Annotated in this window: 19 protein-coding genes; 4 read left to right on the forward strand and 15 right to left on the reverse strand. The window is 66.7% G+C overall.

The window, feature by feature from the left end:
- Positions 1-117 precede the first annotated feature (117 nt).
- Complete coding sequence (locus tag AC27VL_RS14145; RefSeq protein WP_089239664.1) at positions 118-735, forward strand: DUF937 domain-containing protein; 618 nt, start codon at positions 118-120, stop codon at positions 733-735.
- A gap of 144 nt (positions 736-879) precedes the next feature.
- Positions 880-3,120 carry a catalase/peroxidase HPI gene (gene katG / locus AC27VL_RS14150; protein ID WP_488767022.1) on the forward strand — a complete coding sequence of 747 codons (2,241 nt, stop codon included), beginning with the start codon at positions 880-882 and terminating at the stop codon, positions 3,118-3,120.
- A gap of 193 nt (positions 3,121-3,313) precedes the next feature.
- Here katG and AC27VL_RS14155 read toward each other — a convergent pair whose 3' ends face one another.
- From AC27VL_RS14155 to AC27VL_RS14165, 3 genes are all read right to left on the reverse strand, one after another.
- On the reverse strand, positions 3,314-4,507 hold the full coding sequence (locus AC27VL_RS14155; protein ID WP_488767023.1) for a glycoside hydrolase family 5 protein: 1,194 nt from the start codon (positions 4,505-4,507) through the stop codon (positions 3,314-3,316).
- 207 nt (positions 4,508-4,714) lie between these two features.
- Entirely contained in the window at positions 4,715-5,122 is a 408-nt protein-coding gene (locus tag AC27VL_RS14160) for an RNA-binding S4 domain-containing protein (RefSeq protein ID WP_089239660.1), read from the reverse strand.
- A gap of 9 nt (positions 5,123-5,131) precedes the next feature.
- Positions 5,132-5,371, reverse strand: coding sequence for a hypothetical protein (locus tag AC27VL_RS14165; protein ID WP_100464017.1), 240 nt, complete (start codon positions 5,369-5,371; stop codon positions 5,132-5,134).
- A gap of 62 nt (positions 5,372-5,433) precedes the next feature.
- Here AC27VL_RS14165 and AC27VL_RS14170 point away from each other — a divergent pair, with 62 nt between their 5' ends.
- Entirely contained in the window at positions 5,434-6,891 is a 1,458-nt protein-coding gene (locus AC27VL_RS14170) for an MATE family efflux transporter (protein ID WP_100551885.1), read from the forward strand.
- Between the two features lie 60 nt (positions 6,892-6,951).
- On the opposite strand, the gene AC27VL_RS14175 is transcribed toward AC27VL_RS14170, so the two are convergent.
- From AC27VL_RS14175 to ffh, 11 genes are all read right to left on the reverse strand, one after another.
- Positions 6,952-7,359 (reverse strand): DUF1801 domain-containing protein, encoded by a 408-nt coding sequence (locus AC27VL_RS14175; RefSeq protein WP_488767026.1) that lies wholly within the window; start codon positions 7,357-7,359, stop codon positions 6,952-6,954.
- Positions 7,360-7,393: 34 nt separating this feature from the next.
- Entirely contained in the window at positions 7,394-7,828 is a 435-nt protein-coding gene (locus AC27VL_RS14180) for a DUF1801 domain-containing protein (protein ID WP_488767028.1), read from the reverse strand.
- Between the two features lie 76 nt (positions 7,829-7,904).
- The gene (locus AC27VL_RS14185) at positions 7,905-8,279 is read right to left on the reverse strand and encodes a DUF6404 family protein (RefSeq protein ID WP_488767030.1); all 375 of its coding nucleotides are present in this window, start codon (positions 8,277-8,279) and stop codon (positions 7,905-7,907) included.
- Positions 8,280-8,360: 81 nt separating this feature from the next.
- Positions 8,361-8,762, reverse strand: coding sequence for a 50S ribosomal protein L19 (gene rplS, locus AC27VL_RS14190; RefSeq protein WP_089239648.1), 402 nt, complete (start codon positions 8,760-8,762; stop codon positions 8,361-8,363).
- A 152-nt stretch (positions 8,763-8,914) separates the two neighbouring features.
- Positions 8,915-9,673, reverse strand: a complete 759-nt coding sequence (gene trmD / locus AC27VL_RS14195) for a tRNA (guanosine(37)-N1)-methyltransferase TrmD (RefSeq protein WP_488767032.1) — start codon at positions 9,671-9,673, stop codon at positions 8,915-8,917.
- 8 nt (positions 9,674-9,681) lie between these two features.
- On the reverse strand, positions 9,682-10,194 hold the full coding sequence (rimM, locus tag AC27VL_RS14200) for a ribosome maturation factor RimM (RefSeq protein ID WP_089239644.1): 513 nt from the start codon (positions 10,192-10,194) through the stop codon (positions 9,682-9,684).
- 45 nt (positions 10,195-10,239) lie between these two features.
- A complete protein-coding gene (rpsP, locus tag AC27VL_RS14205; RefSeq protein WP_025873821.1) occupies positions 10,240-10,500 on the reverse strand; it encodes a 30S ribosomal protein S16 in 261 nt (86 codons plus the stop codon).
- A gap of 145 nt (positions 10,501-10,645) precedes the next feature.
- Positions 10,646-11,428, reverse strand: a complete 783-nt coding sequence (locus tag AC27VL_RS14210; RefSeq protein WP_488767034.1) for an aminotransferase class IV family protein — start codon at positions 11,426-11,428, stop codon at positions 10,646-10,648.
- Positions 11,425-12,501 carry an NAD(P)H-dependent flavin oxidoreductase gene (locus AC27VL_RS14215; RefSeq protein WP_488767036.1) on the reverse strand — a complete coding sequence of 359 codons (1,077 nt, stop codon included), beginning with the start codon at positions 12,499-12,501 and terminating at the stop codon, positions 11,425-11,427. Before AC27VL_RS14215 ends, AC27VL_RS14210 begins: the two co-directional genes overlap by 4 nt.
- A gap of 88 nt (positions 12,502-12,589) precedes the next feature.
- The gene (locus AC27VL_RS14220) at positions 12,590-13,024 is read right to left on the reverse strand and encodes a hypothetical protein (protein WP_488767038.1); all 435 of its coding nucleotides are present in this window, start codon (positions 13,022-13,024) and stop codon (positions 12,590-12,592) included.
- Between the two features lie 55 nt (positions 13,025-13,079).
- The gene (gene ffh / locus AC27VL_RS14225) at positions 13,080-14,456 is read right to left on the reverse strand and encodes a signal recognition particle protein (protein WP_488767040.1); all 1,377 of its coding nucleotides are present in this window, start codon (positions 14,454-14,456) and stop codon (positions 13,080-13,082) included.
- A 122-nt stretch (positions 14,457-14,578) separates the two neighbouring features.
- On the opposite strand from ffh, the gene AC27VL_RS14230 reads away from it, so the two are divergent.
- Positions 14,579-15,373 carry a cytochrome C assembly family protein gene (locus tag AC27VL_RS14230; RefSeq protein WP_089239634.1) on the forward strand — a complete coding sequence of 265 codons (795 nt, stop codon included), beginning with the start codon at positions 14,579-14,581 and terminating at the stop codon, positions 15,371-15,373.
- 68 nt (positions 15,374-15,441) lie between these two features.
- On the opposite strand, the gene AC27VL_RS14235 is transcribed toward AC27VL_RS14230, so the two are convergent.
- Positions 15,442-15,906 carry a YqhG/Tai3 family protein gene (locus AC27VL_RS14235; RefSeq protein ID WP_488767042.1) on the reverse strand — a complete coding sequence of 155 codons (465 nt, stop codon included), beginning with the start codon at positions 15,904-15,906 and terminating at the stop codon, positions 15,442-15,444.
- Between the last annotated feature and the right edge of the window lie 53 nt (positions 15,907-15,959).

The raw sequence follows: 15,959 nt of genomic DNA on the forward strand, positions 1-15,959 counted from the left end.
GGCATGGCCCGGCGCTACCGTTGTAGAGCCGAGCCCACGCTCGGCTGCCTTTCGCACTTCCGTCGTGTACACGGCGTTATGCTCGGGCGGTTCGTCCTTCACAGACCGGAGACCGCCATGAACACCGAATCCCTCGCTGCATCCCTCTTCCAGCAGCTGCAGCAGGGCCAAGGCCTGCAGCAGGTGTCGCAGCAGCTCGGCCTGGACAGCAGCCAGGCCACCCAGGCCGTCGGCAGCGCCCTGCCCCTGCTGCTCGGCGCGATGGGCCAGAACGCCAGTGAGCCGCAGGGTGCGCAGTCCCTGCTCAATGCCCTGCAGCGCGACCACCTCGGTTCGGCCGGCGGCGGCGGTGGAGGTTTCGATCTCGGCAGCATCCTCGGCGCGGTGATGGGCGGCGGCGGCGGCAACGCCACAAACGGCGCCGGCATCCTCGGCCATGTATTCGGTGGGCAGACCTCACAGGCGGCCGAAGCGCTGGGCCAGAAGACCGGCCTGGACAGCGGCAAGTCCAGTCAGCTGCTGGCGATCCTCGCCCCCATCGTCATGTCGTTCCTGGCCCAGCGGTTTGCCCAGAGCGGCAACGCCGGCCAGCTCAGCCAGGCCCTGGGCCAAGAGGCACAGCAATCCGGCGGCGGCATCGGCAGCCTGCTCGGCGGTGCGCTCGACCAGGACGGCGATGGCCAGTTCGGCGCCAGCGATCTGCTCAAGCTCGGCGCGGGCCTGCTCAAGCGCTGATCGCGCACAACGATCCAAGCGCCGCCAACCATAGGCAGCCACTATCGCAGCGGTTGAATCAATCGAATTTACCCATCGTTAGGCGATGCCTATGGTGGGTAAGCGATCTGATTCCCTCATTCGCCAGTCCACAGGTAGAGACCCATGAAAAGCGAAGCGAAGTGCCCGTTCAACCATGCCGTCGTCGGTGATGCGACGACCAACCGCGACTGGTGGCCGAACCAGCTGCGCGTGGACCTGCTCAACCAGCACTCCACGCGCTCCAATCCCCTCGATGCGGGCTTCGAATACGCCACGGCCTTCAACGGGCTGGACTACAGCGCGCTGAAGGCCGACCTGAAGGCGTTGATGACCGACTCGCAGGACTGGTGGCCGGCCGACTTCGGTCACTACGGCGGCCTGTTCATCCGCATGGCGTGGCACAGCGCCGGTACCTACCGCATCGACGATGGCCGTGGCGGCGGTGGTCGCGGCCAGCAGCGCTTCGCTCCGCTCAACAGCTGGCCGGACAACGTCAGCCTGGACAAGGCGCGACGCCTGCTGTGGCCGATCAAGCAGAAGTATGGCCAGGCCATTTCGTGGGCCGACCTGCTGATCCTGACCGGCAACGTCGCACTGGAATCGATGGGCTTCAAAACGCTCGGCTTTGCCGGCGGCCGTCCCGATACCTGGGAGCCCGACCAGGACGTGTATTGGGGCCGCGAGACCACCTGGCTGGGCGGCGACGTGCGTTACGCGCACGGCTCGGAAGGTGTGGAAGAGAACCACGGCGTGCTGGTGTCCGATGACGATGCTGATGGCGACGTGCATTCGCGCAAACTGGAAAACCCGCTGGCCGCGGTACAGATGGGCCTGATCTACGTGAATCCGGAAGGCCCGGACGGCAATCCCGATCCGGTGCTGGCCGCGCATGACATCCGTGACACCTTCGGCCGCATGGCGATGGACGATGAGGAAACCGTCGCCCTGATCGCCGGTGGCCACAGCTTCGGCAAGACCCACGGTGCTGGCCCGGCCGACAACGTCGGCAAGGAACCGGAAGCGGCGGGCCTGGAAAGCCAGGGCCTCGGCTGGGCCAACAGCTTCGGCAGTGGCAAGGGGGGCGACACCATCACCAGCGGCCTGGAAGTCACCTGGACCCGTACGCCCGCACAGTGGAGCCATGACTTCTTCGAGATCCTGTTCGGCCACGAGTGGGAGCTGAGCAAGAGCCCGGCTGGCGCTCACCAGTGGGTCGCCAAGAACGCGGATGCGGTGATCCCCGATGCGCACGATCCGTCGAAGAAGCACCGCCCGACGATGCTGACCACCGACCTGTCGCTGCGCATGGATCCGGCCTACGAAAAGATCTCGCGGAAATTCCTTGCGGATCCGCAGGCCTTCGCCGATGCGTTCGCCCGTGCCTGGTTCAAGCTGACCCATCGCGACATGGGTCCGCGTGCGCGCTATCTCGGCCCGGAAATCCCCGCCGAGGAATTCATCTGGCAGGACCCGGTGCCGGAAGCGAAGCATCCGCTGATCGACGCCAAGGACATCGCCGCGCTGAAGCAGAAGATCACGGCGACCGGCCTGAGCGTGGCGGAGCTGGTGTCGACTGCCTGGGCCTCCGCCTCGACCTTCCGCGGCTCGGACAAGCGCGGTGGTGCCAACGGTGCGCGTGTGCGCCTGACGCCGCAGAAGGACTGGGCGGTAAACCAGCCGCAGCAGTTGGCCAAAGTGTTGGCCGCATTGGAAAAGGTGCAGGCCGATTTCAACGGCGGCAGTGGCAAGCAGGTGTCGCTGGCCGACCTGATCGTGCTGGCCGGTGGCGTCGGCATCGAGCAGGCGGCAAAGGCCGGCGGCCACGACCTGAGCGTGCCGTTCACCCCGGGCCGCACCGATGCCAGCCAGGAACAGACCGACGTCGAATCGTTCGCGGTGCTGGAACCGGCTGCCGATGGTTTCCGCAACTATCTCAAGGGCGCTTACAGCGTGCCGGGTGAGGCGCTGTTGATCGACAAGGCACAGCTGCTGACCCTGACCGCACCGGAAATGACCGCGCTGGTCGGTGGTCTGCGCGTGCTCGGCACCAACGTCGATGGCGGCAAGCACGGCGTGTTCACCAATCGACCCGGCACGTTGAGCAACGACTTCTTCGTCAACCTGCTGGACATGGGCACGACCTGGAAGGCGACCGGCCGCGAAAGCTATGAAGGCCGCGGCCGCAACGATGGCGCTGCACGCTGGACCGGCACCCGTGCGGATCTGGTGTTCGGCTCCAACGCCGTGCTGCGTGCATTGGCCGAGGTGTATGCCAGTGCCGATGGCGAGAAGAAGTTCGTGCAGGATTTCATCGCCGCCTGGACGCGGGTGATGGAACTGGATCGCTACGACCTGCACGGCTGACATGCTCTGGTAGGTGCCAACCTTGATTGGTACACAACACAACGCCCACCAAGGTGGGCGACTACCAGAGCGTTCGCACCCTGCCCTGGTAGATGCCGACCTTGGTCGGCACGCGGCACACGGCACAACGCCCACCAAGGTGGGCGTCTACCGATGCAACCGCCGGGCGTGGCCCGGCGCTACCGCGTAGGCGTCAGCGCGCTCCGGCCTTCAGCCGCTCCAGAATCGGTGCGAACAGCGGCGCCTGCATCGAACGCGGCGGCTGCACGGCTTCGCCCTTCTCGACGGCCTGCCAGTACGATCCCGGCAGCGGCTTGTCGCCCAGTTCGTAGTCCATGCCGTCCCAGCCGTCTTCGCGGAATGCGTAGAACGCCCAGTGCACCTTCTGCTGCTCGGCCACGTCCAGTACATCGCGCAGGTAGCGGCCGCAGTCCGGCCAACGTCGCATGCAGCCGAACTCACCGATCACCATGCGGTTGGCGCCGATGCCATGGGTCTTCGCCCAGTCCATTGGCTGCTGCAGGTAGCTGCGCACGCGCACGGCGTCCCAGCGCTCGCTGCGGTCGCCGAACGGCACTTCCGCGGGATAGCGGTACGGCGTGCTGCGCTTCTGGTTCGGCGCACTGGTGGCCGCATACGGCTCGTACATGTGCACGCTGTACAGCAGCTTCGCGTCGTCCAGCGGCGCAGGCCAGTAGTCGAAGGCATCGGCCGCGGCATACCAGCCGGCATCAAGCATCAACGGTATCTCTGCATCGACTTCGCGCACGCTGGCCACCAATTCCATGTACAGCTGGCGCAGATCGCGCGGCCCGCCCTGCACGCCCGCATACCACTTCAGCATGTCCTCGCGGGAGGCATGTTCGGCCAGCGTGGTGGCGTATTCCGGCGCCGGCTCATTGATCAGGTTGTAGCCGGCCAGCGCCGGATGCCCTTTCAGTGCGGTGGCCAGGTCACGCCAGAAGCGCTGCGCAGGTGCGTGGTTGTCGAAGGACTGCCACAGGCGCTGGTCGACCACGTCGCCGTTCTTGTGTTTCCAGCGCAGCAAGGGCAGCGACAGCGGCACCAGCACCACCTTCAGGCCCACGGCATTGGCGTCATCCAGCGCGCGACGCAGGGTCTCCACATCGGCCGGCACCAGTCCTTGATAGTGGTCGGCATCGCCCATCAGGAAATCGCGGCCGCCGGCACTGCGCCATTTGTCCGGGGTCAGTCGCACCCAGGTGGCGCCGGTCGCACGCAACGCCTGGAAATAGGCCTTGTCCGGCGGCGCTTCGTTGAAGCTGTTGCCACCGCGCTGCGGGGTATCCCAGAAGGTGATGTCGGCGGCGAACACCGGGACGGCGGCGGACAGGGCCAGGCACAGCAGGCTGCGGCGCAGGAACATGGTGGGCTTCCATGAAGAGGACGTTCCAACGTGCGGGGCGCAAGCCGAACGGTGGCTGAGCGCAGGCGGCACAGCGCCCACCAAGGTGGGCGACTACCAGAGCGCTTGCAGGCCCCACCACACGGTGGGTGCCGACCATGGTCGGCACAGGGCACAGCGCCCACCAAGGTGGGCGGCTACCAGAGCGCTTTCAGTCCGGCCACTGCGTCACAACGCATCGAGATCACCCAGGGCGCGGATCAACCGGCGTGCGCGCTTGTCCGGTTTGTGCTCCGGCGCCTGGTAGCCATCACGCGCGGCAATGCGCAGCGCTCGCAGTTCGGCACGACGCGCTTTGGAGGCCTCGCTCTCGGCATACAGCTGCTGCGCCACCGGCGCCGGTCCGCGCTGGTCGCTCAGGCCCAGCACCTGGATCTCGAAGTGTTCTTCACCGCGATCGACCAGCAGCTGCTCCCCCACACGCACCGCGCGCGAGGATTTCGGGCGCTGCCCGGCCACGGATACCTTGCCGGTCTCGATCGCCTGTTTTGCCAGGCTGCGGGTCTTGAAGAAGCGGGCCGCCCACAGCCAGATGTCCAGACGGACGCTGGGCGCCAACGGGGAAAGCTCGGACATCGGTAGGGACTACTCCGTTCGCTTGTTCAGGGGGCGCGGATTGTCGGGGTCGGTACGGCAACCAGTGCCCCCGATCAATGCCGGCGTTCCGGCCGCCAGATCCTGGCGCTGGCTGCCGACCAGGCACTCGGGGCGGTCGGTCGGCCGCACCTGGGTATCGCCCAGCCGGTCACCTGACGAACATGCGGCCAGTGCCGCTGCGATCAAGGCCACCGCGATCATCCGCATCGCCTGCTGTCGTTGATGCATTGCCACATCCTGCAAACCGGCTTGATGCTAGTGTGCGCCTCCCGGTAATCGATCACCACTCCATGGCCAAAGCGCCGCTTGACCTGACCTCCGGCCCGATCGGCCGCAACCTGCTGCTGTTCGCGCTGCCGATCCTGGCAGGCAACATCGCGCAGTCGCTGAACGGCTCGGTGAATGCGGTATGGGTGGGGCGCTTCCTCGGCGAAGCGGCACTGACCGCGACCGCGAACGCCAACAACATCATGTTCTTCCTGATCGGTTCGGTGTTCGGCTTCGGCATGGCCTCGACCATCCTTATCGGCCAGGCCATCGGCGCGCGCGACATCGCCCAGGCGCGGCGCGTGGTCGGTACCAGCGCCACGTTCTTCATCGGCCTGTCGGTGATCATCGCCATCGCCGGCTGGTTCCTGGCCCACCCGCTGCTGGCGGCGATGGGCACGCCTGCCGCCTCGCTGCCGTTGGCCGAGGCCTACCTGCGCATCATCTTCCTGGCGATGCCGACGCTGTACGCCTTCGCCTTCCTCAGTGCGGCGCTGCGTGGCGCCGGCGATTCGCGCACGCCCTTCCGCTTCCTGCTGGTCTCGGTGGTGCTGGACATCGCCCTGAACCCGGTGCTGATCTTCGGCATGGGGCCGTTCCCGGAACTGGGCATCGCCGGCTCGGCCTGGGCCACGCTGGTGTCGCAGACGCTGTCGCTGGCCGGCCTGCTGCTGTACATGCGGCACAAGCGGCACACGCTGTGGCTGGGCCGCGCCGACATGCACCTGTTCAAGCTGGACATGACCATCCTGCGTGCGCTGGTGATCAAGGGCGTGCCGATGGGCCTGCAGATGGTGCTGATCTCGCTGTCGGTGATCATGCTGATGACGATGGTCAACCAGTACGGCACCGACACCGGCGCGGCCTACGGTGCGTCGCTGCAGCTGTGGAACTACGTGCAGATGCCGGCGATGGCGATCGGTGCGGCGTGTTCGTCGATGGCCGCGCAGAATGTCGGTGCGCAGCGCTGGGACCGCGTGCGCGGTACCGCACGCCAGGGCATCCTGTTCAACTTCCTGCTGACCGGCGCGTTGATCCTGCCGCTGGTGCTGCTGGACCAGTATTCGCTGGCCTTGTTCCTGCCGCAGGGCAGCGAGTCGCTGCAGATCGCGCGGCACCTGAACCACATCGTGATCGGTTCGTTCCTGTTCTTCGGCGTCAGCTTCGTGATCTCCGGCGTGGTGCGGTCCACCGGCGCGGTGCTGCCGCCGCTGCTGATCCTGGCAGCGTCGCTGTGGGGCGTGCGCGTGCCATTCGCCGAATTCCTGCAGCCGTACTGGGGCGCCGACGCGATCTGGTGGAGCTTCCCGGCCGGTTCACTGGTGTCGATGCTGCTGTCGCTGGCGTATTACCGCTGGGGTGGCTGGCGCAAGGCGAGGATGATCAGCAAGCCGGTGCACGCGGAGGAACTGGCCACGCCATCGGAGATTCCGGCCTGCCCGCCGTCGCCGGTGGCCGACCCGGATGCTGTGACCCGGTAGCGCCGGGCCACGCCCGGCGAGCGCAGCGGTTGCCAGAAATCCGCCGGGCATGGCCCGGCACTACCGCTTTTTCTTCGTGGCGTTGTGCTTTGCGGCCGCACGCATCAGGGCTTTGAACGCCGCGGCATTCGGCATTTCGCCTTCGTGGATGTCGATCGCGCGGCGCGTGCCGCCTTCCAGGCTGGCATTGAACAGGCCCTTCGGATCCGGCAACGCAGCGCCGTGGGCGAAGGTCAGCTTCACCGCCTGCTTGTAGCATTCGCCGGTGCACAGGATGCCGTTGTGTTCCCACACCGGAGTGCCGCGCCACTTCCAGGTTTCCTCCACGTCCGGCAGCGCCTCGTGGATCAGCGCGCGCACGCGGGCGAGGATCTCGCCGCGCCAATCACCGAGCTCGGCAATACGAGCATCGATCAGTGCGGCGGCGGGGAGAGCAGCATCTGCGGGATCGGTCTTCTGCGTGGCCATCGTGTGGTCTCGTACGGGGAAAGATCCTTGAGAACTACATGCGTTCGCCGGGCAGCTCGCTGGCCTGCCGCACCCAGTCGAGGAACCGCGCCTCGTCCAGCACGCCATTCTCAAGGATGTGCAGGTAGCGCGTGTCGGCGCTCCTGGACGGTTCCGGCGGAACAGGCTGCAACCGCGCACCGCGGAAGAAGGCGACCTTGATGTAGCGGGCGAAGCAATGAAAGCTGAGGAACCAGCCCTCGCCGGCAGCGACGCCGTACATCGGCGAGTTCCATTTCACCGCCTTGTGCACGCCGGGCACGGCCTGTTCGATCAGTGCGTCCAGACGTGCACCAACGGCCCGTTTCCAGTCCGGCATGGCGGCGATATAGGCCTGCACGGGCGCATCGCCCTCACCCTTGGCAATCTGCGGATTACCGCCGGACAGCAGCTTGGGCGCAGCACTGTTGGCGGTTCGCTTGGCGGACATCGCAGGGGCCATGGGGGTCGAATGCCCGAGCGTACGCCGCCGCCCGGCAGCGGTCACGGCGCACTGCGCCATGGCCTCAGAGGCTGCGGCGGAACTGCTGCCAGGTGGGCAGTTTGCGGGTCCCGCGCAGGAACCACATCAGGGTGGCCATCACCAGGCCGAACATCACGCCTGCCACCACGCCAGCAAGCACCAGCAACGCCATTGCCGGGGCCCTGCCCTGCCACAACAGCAGCCACATCAGCACCGTCCAGAACACGCCGAACAGCAGGCCCTGCAGCAGCGTATTGGTCAGGAAACCGGCCAATATCGGCGGTGGCAGCGCGATACCCAGCCGCCACAGCATGCGATGCAGCATGGGGGCCGCTTCCCGCCGCGGTACGCCGGAACTGTCCAGGAAGCGCAATGCCACCTGGATGTCCGCCGGATATCGGTGGTCGGTCTCATCCATCCACTGAAACTAACGAGGCGACACCACAAACGCAAACGGCCGCCCGAAGGCGGCCGTCGCGGCAACAACCGAAGTTGTTTATCAGCCCTTGGTTGCCAGACGGGCAGCCTTGGCGGCAGCAGCAGCAGCCAGATCTTCCTTGATGCGGGCAGCCTTGCCTTCCAGGCCACGCAGGTAGTACAGCTTGCCGGCGCGGACCTTACCACGACGCTTCACTTCGACCGAGTCGATGATGGCGCTGTGGGTCTGGAACACGCGCTCAACGCCGTAGCCGTGCGAGATCTTGCGCACGGTGAACGAGGAGTTCAGGCCGCCGTTCTTGGTCGCGATGACAACGCCTTCATAGGCCTGCACGCGCTCGCGGGCACCTTCCTTCACCTTCACGTTGACGACAACGGTGTCGCCCTGGCTGAACTGCGGCAGCTCACGGGTGATCTGGGCGGATTCGAATTCCGCGACGATGGACTTGTTCAGCTTGCTCATGGGTTACACCGATTCATTGTTCGGGTGGGCGTGTCATTCGACAGCGTAGGCTCATGCAGTCACCGGACTGTGCTGCACGTTTGTTTTGGGTACTGCGTGCCGGCCGAGGCTGGCGGTAATTGACCATCATAGCCGATAAAGCGGGGCTGGCGCTAGGGCCTGCCCTTTTCTGCCGGGGCCTGGCGGGCTTGTGCCAGCAGCTTGCGGTCGGCCTTGCCCAGCGCCTGTTCATCCAGCAGGTCCGGGCGCCGCTGCGCGGTACGGATCAACGACTGCTGCCGGCGCCAGGCGGCGATGGCGGCATGGTTGCCCGAGCGCAGCACGTCCGGCACGTCACCCAGCGGATGCTGGGCCGGCTGGCTGAAATGCGGGCAGTCGAGCAGGCCGAGGTCGCCCTCGAAACTGTCCTGAGCGGCCGATTCGGCGTCATTCAAGGCGCCTTCCTGCAGCCGGGCCACCGCGTCGATGATGACCGCAGCCCCCAGCTCGCCACCGGACAGCACATAGTCGCCGAGGGAGATCTCCTCATCGACATTGGCGGCCAGGAAACGTTCGTCGATGCCCTCATAGCGGCCGCAGAGCAGGACCATGCGCGGCAATGCCGCCAGTTCCCGCACCTTGGCCTGGGTCAGCGGCGCACCCTGCGGGCTGAGATAGATCACCCGCGCAGGCGTCGGATCGGCCTCGCGGATCGCCTGCAGGCAGGCCTGCAGCGGTTCGATCAGCATCACCATGCCCGGGCCACCGCCGAACGGACGGTCGTCCACCCGGCGGTAGTTGCCCTCGGCGTAGTCACGGGGATTCCAGCCATGCAGGCTGAACAATCCCTTTTCCTGCGCACGGCCGACCACGCCCAGCCCAGCGGACTGGGCCAGGAAATCGGGGAACAGGGTGATGACGTCGAAACGCATGCTCACACTCAGAACTCGGGGTCCCAGTCGACCACGACCAGATTGGCCTCGAAGTCGACGGATTTGACGAACTCCGGCACGACGAACGGAATCATCCGCTCGCGATCGCCGCGTACGACCACCACATCGTTGGCGCCGGTACTGAACAGGTGCGAGACCTGGCCGAGGGCCACGCCTTCGACGGTCTTCACATCCAGGCCTTCCAGGTCGACCCAGTAATACTCGTCGGCACTCGGCGGCGGCAGCGCACTGCGGGCCACGAAGACCTCGGTGCCATGCATCGCCTCGACCGTGTCGCGATCCTCGATACCCGGGAAGCGGGCCACAAGGTGCTTGCCGGTATCCCGGCCACGGGCGCCTTCAAGCGTCGATTCCTGCCCGTTGGGGCTGCGCAGGATCCACGGTTGGTAACGGAAAATAGCGGAACGCGGCTCGGTCCAGGACTCGAGCTTTATTTCGCCGCGCACACCAAAAGCGCCGACAACCCTGCCAAGCAGGATGCGGCGCTCGTTATCTTTCATCTGCGTTCAATCAGATGGGCCGCACCAGGGCGCGGCCCGTCAGGATCAGGCCGCAGCGGCCTGGGACTTGCTCGCTTCCTTGATCAGGTTGCGAACTTTCTCGGTCGGCTGGGCGCCGTTCTTGACCCAATGGTCAACGCGGGCCAGGTCCAGCTCGATGCGCTTCTCGCCACCCTGTGCAACCGGGTTGTAGAAGCCAACGCGCTCGATGTTGCGGCCGTCGCGGGCGCTGCGGACGTCGGTGACGATGATGTGGTAGAACGGACGCTTCTTGGCGCCGCCGCGGGTCAGTCGAATCTTGACCATGGTGGTTTTTTCCTATTGCCCAGTCGCCAGGATGGCGCGGTAAGCGGGCGATTATAGCGGCAGATTCCGGCCGAGCCAACCCCGCGGAAAAACGGACCTGCCCGGTAGCGCCGGGCCATGCCCGGCGGCTTTCAGGACTTCCCGTTCAGGAAAGCGGCTGCCAGGGCACCCGCGCCAGCACCGCCCTGCCCTGCTCGGCCAGCGCCTGCGAACCCGGCAGCGCTTGACCGTCGATGGCGTCCAGCGCCCACAGCCCGCTGGCGTTGCAGGCGAAGGCGGCCTGCATGCCGGCCAGCGCATCCAGCCGCAACGGGCGGGCCTGCTGTGGACCCACCCAGCCCGCCTGCAGCAGCGCTTCAGCAGTTCCCCGCAGCGCAGGCGCCTGCGGCCAGACCAGGTGTTCGCCGTCATGCACCGCCAGGTTCCAGGTCGTGCCTTCGCTGATCTGCCCATCGGCAGTCACCAGCAGCGCATCGTCGAAACCCGCTGCCAGCGCGGCACGGCGCTGGGCGAACAGGCCGAACGTGCCGACGTGCTTGATCTGCGGCAGCTCGCGCTGCCCTGTCACGCTGCGTACGCGCTTGGGCGCGGTCAGCGCGACCGGTGCGGAGACGGCAACCAGTACATCCACCGGCACGCTTGCAAGCGGATCGCGGAAATCGAAACGGCGCGAGAACACGGTGACCCGCATCGATGCGTCGATCTGACCGGCCTGCTGCAGCGCCTGTGCCATCCACGCCTGCACCTGCACGATATCGAGCCGGCTGCGGAACAACGCCTGCGTTGCCTGCGCCAGCCGCTGCAGATGCAGACCGAGCCCCTGCACCGCGCGGCCGCGCACCTGCAGCGAGGTGAAGTGGCCATAGTTGGTCAGCGCCGGCAACAGGTCTTCGACCCGCGCCGTGGCGCCGTTGCAGGTCGCCGTCATCGCAGCAGTGCCTGCGCCTGTTCCCACATGCCACGCAGCACGTCGGCGGCCGGCGCTGCCGGTGCCATCCACGCCGACTGCCCGGCCCAGGCCTGCATCGCAGCAAGCCGGTTTTCCTGCGTGGCCTGCTTGCGCATCGGTCCGGTCAGGCCACGCTGCACCGGATACGGGCGCGGCGCGGGTGCGCCCTCGGTGGCAGCGGCACGCACGTAGGCGGTCGCCAGCCCACGCCCCAGACGCCCGCTGAAAGCGCGGGTCGGCCAGGTGTCTTCGGGTTCGCTGCGGGCCAACGCATCGGCCCATGCCGGTGCCACCGCCGCTTCGGGCGTACGCAGGAAGGCCGTGCCGATCTGCACCGCGCTGGCTCCGAGCATCAAGGCAGCAGCAATGCCGCGACCATCGCCGATTCCCCCCGCAGCGATCACCGGAATCTTCAGGTTGTCCGCCAGCCGCGGCAGCAGCGCAAACAGGCCGACCAGCTGCTGCTCGGCACGCATCGGATCGAAGGCACCGCGATGGCCACCGGCTTCAGCACCTTGCGCGACCACGGCGTCAGCACCCGCATCCTGTGCAGCGCGCGCTTCGGCCAGCGTCGTCGCGCAGGCGATCCAGGCGATGCCCGCATCCTTCAACTGCTGCACATGACGCGGTGACAGCACGCCCATGATGGTCGAGGCCACCGCCGGCCGTGCCGCCAGCAGCGCACTGAATTGATCTTCGAAATCGGCAGGCGTGGCATCCGCTGCACTGGCCGCAACCTCCGGCCCCCACTGGCCCAGGAAAGCACGCGTGGCGGCCTCGGCGGCCACATCGCGCAGCGGCGCGGGATCGGGCAACCACAGGTTCACCTGCGCCGGCCCGCTGGACGCGGCCCGGAAGTCCTGCATCCAGCGACCGATATCAGCCGCAGGCGATAACACGGCGCCCATCGCGCCCATGCTGCCGGCGTTGGCCAGCGTGGCCGAAAGTGGAACCGGACAGGCGCCGGCCATCGGTGCCAGCAGGATCGGCAGCTGCAATGAAAAACGCCGACAGAAATCGTCGGCGCGTTCGAGAATCGGCGAAAGGCTCACGCGACGCACCTGTGGGAGGAGTCGCTGCCAGCATACGCCAGACACTGTGGACGGGAGCGTCGCATCGGGCGATCCGCTCCCGCGTTGCTCAGCGTGCAGACACCGCGTAGGTGCGGACCAGCTGGCTGTCCATTTCTTCGTTGAACTTGAACGTCACATAGCGCGCGTCATCCGCGGCGAACTCTTCCTCGGCGCTGGCGCGGCCGATCTCGGTGCCCTCGGCATCCAGTGCACGCGCCACCAGCTTGCCTTTGAAGGCCTTGTCGGCCACCACGTAGACCGCCGCGTCCTTGGAGCCCATGCCACGGCTCTTGCCGAGGGTGACGGTAAGGCCCTGCGCAGCCAGGCCCGGATCGGCCTGCAGCGTCACGTTCATCTTCTTGTCCACGCCCTCGCCCAGCCCGGCGACGAAATCGGCAGCGGTGCCGCTGATGGCATTGCCGGCCTTCTGCGACACGGAGGTGTCGTCCTTGCAGGCAACCAGGCCCAGGGCCAGCGCCATCACCACGATCGACTTGTTCATGCACATTCCTTTGATTGATTCTGCGGGTTGTTCAAGCGTTCGGTGCAGCGTGCGCTCAGCGGAACGGCATGCCACGGCCGCCCATGGCGCCCATCATGCCCTTCATGCTGCGCATCATGCCCTTCATGCCGCCACCGGCCATCTTGCTCATCATCTTTTCCATCTGCATGTACTGCTTCATGAGCTTGTTGACGTCAGCCGGGGTCACGCCCGAGCCCTTGGCGATACGTGCGCGACGCGAGCCGTTGAGCAGGTTCGGGTTGCGCCGTTCCTTCTTGGTCATCGAGCCGATGATGGCGATCATGCGCGGCACTTCCTTGCCCTGGCTGACCTGCTGCTTGAGGTGCTCGGGAATCTGGCCCAGGCCCGGCAGCTTGTCCATCAGACCGCCGATGCCGCCCATGTTCTGCATCTGCTCGAGCTGGTCGCGCATGTCGTTCAGATCGAACTTCTTGCCCTTGGCGACCTTCTCGGCCAGCTTCTGCGCCTTGTCCTTGTCGACCTGCTGCTCGACCTGCTCGACCAGCGACAGCACGTCGCCCATGTCGAGGATGCGGCTGGCGATACGGTCCGGGTGGAATACGTCCAGGCCTTCCGGCTTTTCGCTGACACCGACGAACTTGATCGGCTTGCCGGTGATGTAGCGCACGCTCAGCGCGGCGCCGCCACGGGCGTCACCGTCGGTCTTGGTCAGCACCACGCCGGTCAGCGGCAGCGCATCACCGAAGGCCTTGGCGGTATTGGCCGCGTCCTGGCCGGTCATGGCATCGACCACGAACAGGGTTTCAGCCGGGTTGACCGCGGCGTGCAGGGCCTTGATCTCGGCCATCATCGCTTCGTCGATGGCGAGGCGGCCGGCGGTATCGACCAGCAGCACGTCGACGAACGACCTGCGCGCGTCATCGATGGCGGCGCGGACGATGGCCTCCGGCTTCTGGTCGGCGCTGGACGGGAAGAACAGCACGCCCACCTGCTCGGCCAGCGTCTTCAGCTGCTCGATCGCCGCCGGACGGTAGACGTCGGCCGAGACCACCATCACCTTCTTCTTGCGCTTTTCCTTCAGGTGCTTGGCCAGCTTGCCGACCGTGGTGGTCTTGCCGGCGCCCTGCAGGCCCGCCATCAGGATGATGGCCGGAGCGGGAACGTTGAGGTTCAGGTCGCTGGCCTCGGCGCCCATCACTGCGGTCAGCTCGTCGCGCACGACCTTGATCAGGGCCTGGCCCGGGGTCAGCGACTTCAGCACTTCCTGGCCGACCGCACGCACCTTGATGCGCTCGATCAGGGCCTGCACCACCGGCAGCGCGACGTCGGCTTCGAGCAGCGCGATGCGGACCTCGCGGGTCGCCTCGCGGATGTTCTCTTCGGTCAGGCGGCCACGGCCGCGCAGGCGCTCGATGGTGCCGGAAAGGCGCTGGGTCAGGGACTCGAACATGCGGCGCAACCTGTCTGAAAGCGGGGGACAATAAGGCCCACAGTATAACGGGTCCACCGCGCTCCCCGGACTGCGACGCCAGGCCCGTCGCCAGCACCCCGGGGGTATGCGAAACTTCAACGATGACAATCGTTCTCATCGCCGTCCTGCTCTACCTGGCCGCCAGCGCCCTGCTGGTGCGCGCCCTTGGTCGCAACGACGGGGTGACCTCGCCTGTGTGGCTGTGGCCTGCGCTGCCGGCGATGCTGCTGCATGGCGGCTACCACGTGCTGGTGGCGATGCGCACGACCGGCGGACCGGACATGCACTTCTTCGCCGCGCTGTCGCTGGTGGGTCTGGGCATGGCCTGGCTGACCTCGCTGGTGGGCGCGCGCGGGCGCATGTCCACGTTGGGCGTGGTGGTGTTCCCGCTGGCCGCGCTGCTGCTGGTGGTCTATCACAGCTACGGCCACGAACCGAGCAAGCTGCTGGGCTGGCGTCTGGCCAGCCACGCCTGGTTGGCGCTGCTGGCCTACGCCACGTTGAGCATCGCAGCGCTGCTGGCGATCATGCTGTGGCTGCAGGAACGGGCGCTGCGTCGCCGTGAATTCCGTCCGTGGCTGCGTGCGCTGCCGCCGATGGCCGACCTTGAATCGCTGCTGTTCCGGGTGATCACCGTCGGCTTCGCCCTGCTGACCCTGACCCTCGTCACCGGCGTGCTGTTCGTCGACGACCTGCTGGCGCAGAAGCTGGTGCACAAGACGGTGCTGAGCGTGCTGTCGTGGATCGTGTTCGGCGTGCTGCTGATCGGCCGCCGTCGCTACGGCTGGCGCGGCACGAAGGCGGTGCACTGGACGCTGACGGCGATGCTGTTGCTGCTGCTGGCATTCTTCGGCAGCCAGTTCGTGATCGAGCTGGTGTTCGGGCATTCGCGATAGAGGCGTGCCGACCGCCGGCCGGCAATCGGAGCCAGTAGGTCCACGCCATGCGTGGATGCCCCATGGGCTCAAGGAAGCGGCTGGGCCAGGATCTTCCGCACCGAGCGGCCGCTGTTGGTGAGGATGTCATCGACCAGCCAGCAGCCCTCCCCCTTGCGCACCATCGGCAACCGCGTCACGTAGGCCTTGTTCCAAACCGAGTAGCGCATCTCGACCTGGCCCGCCGTGGCTGACGCCTGCTTCCAGCTGTAGCGCACGGGGCCGTCGATATCCCCGTCCTGCGCGTCCAGCCACGGATCGGAATCGATCGTGCAGATGCCCTCTTCGCGCACCTGGCAGGCACGCTCGGCGTGCAGCGACTTGGCAAATGCCGCGCTGACCAGTGCCTGCGGCGGCTGCAGCAGATCGCCCTTGCCGGTGGTCGCTTCGAAGAAGGCCCGTGCTACGTCGGCCGGTTGCTGGCAGGCAGGCGCAGCCTGCACGGCGGGGGCCAACAGCAGGCTGACGATCACCAACATCCCTGTCTTTCGCATGTATTTCTCCTTGAGGTAGTGCCGGCCGCTGGCCCGCAACCTCGAACTCCCCC

It is taken from the genome of Stenotrophomonas sp. 14P6.2.3 (assembly GCF_057799055.1).

Bases quoted from the DNA above. Each gene is read 5' to 3' on its own strand.
- AC27VL_RS14155 (WP_488767023.1), bottom strand. From the start codon at position 4,507: ATGTTCCTGCGCCGCAGCCTGCTGTGCCTGGCCCTGTCCGCCGCCGTC.
- ffh (WP_488767040.1), bottom strand. From the start codon at position 14,456: ATGTTCGAGTCCCTGACCCAGCGCCTTTCCGGCACCATCGAGCGCCTG.
- AC27VL_RS14220 (WP_488767038.1), bottom strand. From the start codon at position 13,024: ATGAACAAGTCGATCGTGGTGATGGCGCTGGCCCTGGGCCTGGTTGCC.
- AC27VL_RS14235 (WP_488767042.1), bottom strand. From the start codon at position 15,906: ATGCGAAAGACAGGGATGTTGGTGATCGTCAGCCTGCTGTTGGCCCCC.
- AC27VL_RS14170 (WP_100551885.1), top strand. From the start codon at position 5,434: ATGGCCAAAGCGCCGCTTGACCTGACCTCCGGCCCGATCGGCCGCAAC.
- rpsP (WP_025873821.1), bottom strand. From the start codon at position 10,500: ATGGTCAAGATTCGACTGACCCGCGGCGGCGCCAAGAAGCGTCCGTTC.
- rplS (WP_089239648.1), bottom strand. From the start codon at position 8,762: ATGAGCAAGCTGAACAAGTCCATCGTCGCGGAATTCGAATCCGCCCAG.
- katG (WP_488767022.1), top strand. From the start codon at position 880: ATGAAAAGCGAAGCGAAGTGCCCGTTCAACCATGCCGTCGTCGGTGAT.
- AC27VL_RS14185 (WP_488767030.1), bottom strand. From the start codon at position 8,279: ATGGATGAGACCGACCACCGATATCCGGCGGACATCCAGGTGGCATTG.
- AC27VL_RS14175 (WP_488767026.1), bottom strand. From the start codon at position 7,359: ATGGCCACGCAGAAGACCGATCCCGCAGATGCTGCTCTCCCCGCCGCC.
- rimM (WP_089239644.1), bottom strand. From the start codon at position 10,194: ATGAAAGATAACGAGCGCCGCATCCTGCTTGGCAGGGTTGTCGGCGCT.
- AC27VL_RS14165 (WP_100464017.1), bottom strand. From the start codon at position 5,371: ATGCATCAACGACAGCAGGCGATGCGGATGATCGCGGTGGCCTTGATC.
- AC27VL_RS14230 (WP_089239634.1), top strand. From the start codon at position 14,579: ATGACAATCGTTCTCATCGCCGTCCTGCTCTACCTGGCCGCCAGCGCC.
- AC27VL_RS14210 (WP_488767034.1), bottom strand. From the start codon at position 11,428: ATGACGGCGACCTGCAACGGCGCCACGGCGCGGGTCGAAGACCTGTTG.
- AC27VL_RS14145 (WP_089239664.1), top strand. From the start codon at position 118: ATGAACACCGAATCCCTCGCTGCATCCCTCTTCCAGCAGCTGCAGCAG.
- AC27VL_RS14160 (WP_089239660.1), bottom strand. From the start codon at position 5,122: ATGTCCGAGCTTTCCCCGTTGGCGCCCAGCGTCCGTCTGGACATCTGG.
- trmD (WP_488767032.1), bottom strand. From the start codon at position 9,673: ATGCGTTTCGACGTCATCACCCTGTTCCCCGATTTCCTGGCCCAGTCC.
- AC27VL_RS14180 (WP_488767028.1), bottom strand. From the start codon at position 7,828: ATGTCCGCCAAGCGAACCGCCAACAGTGCTGCGCCCAAGCTGCTGTCC.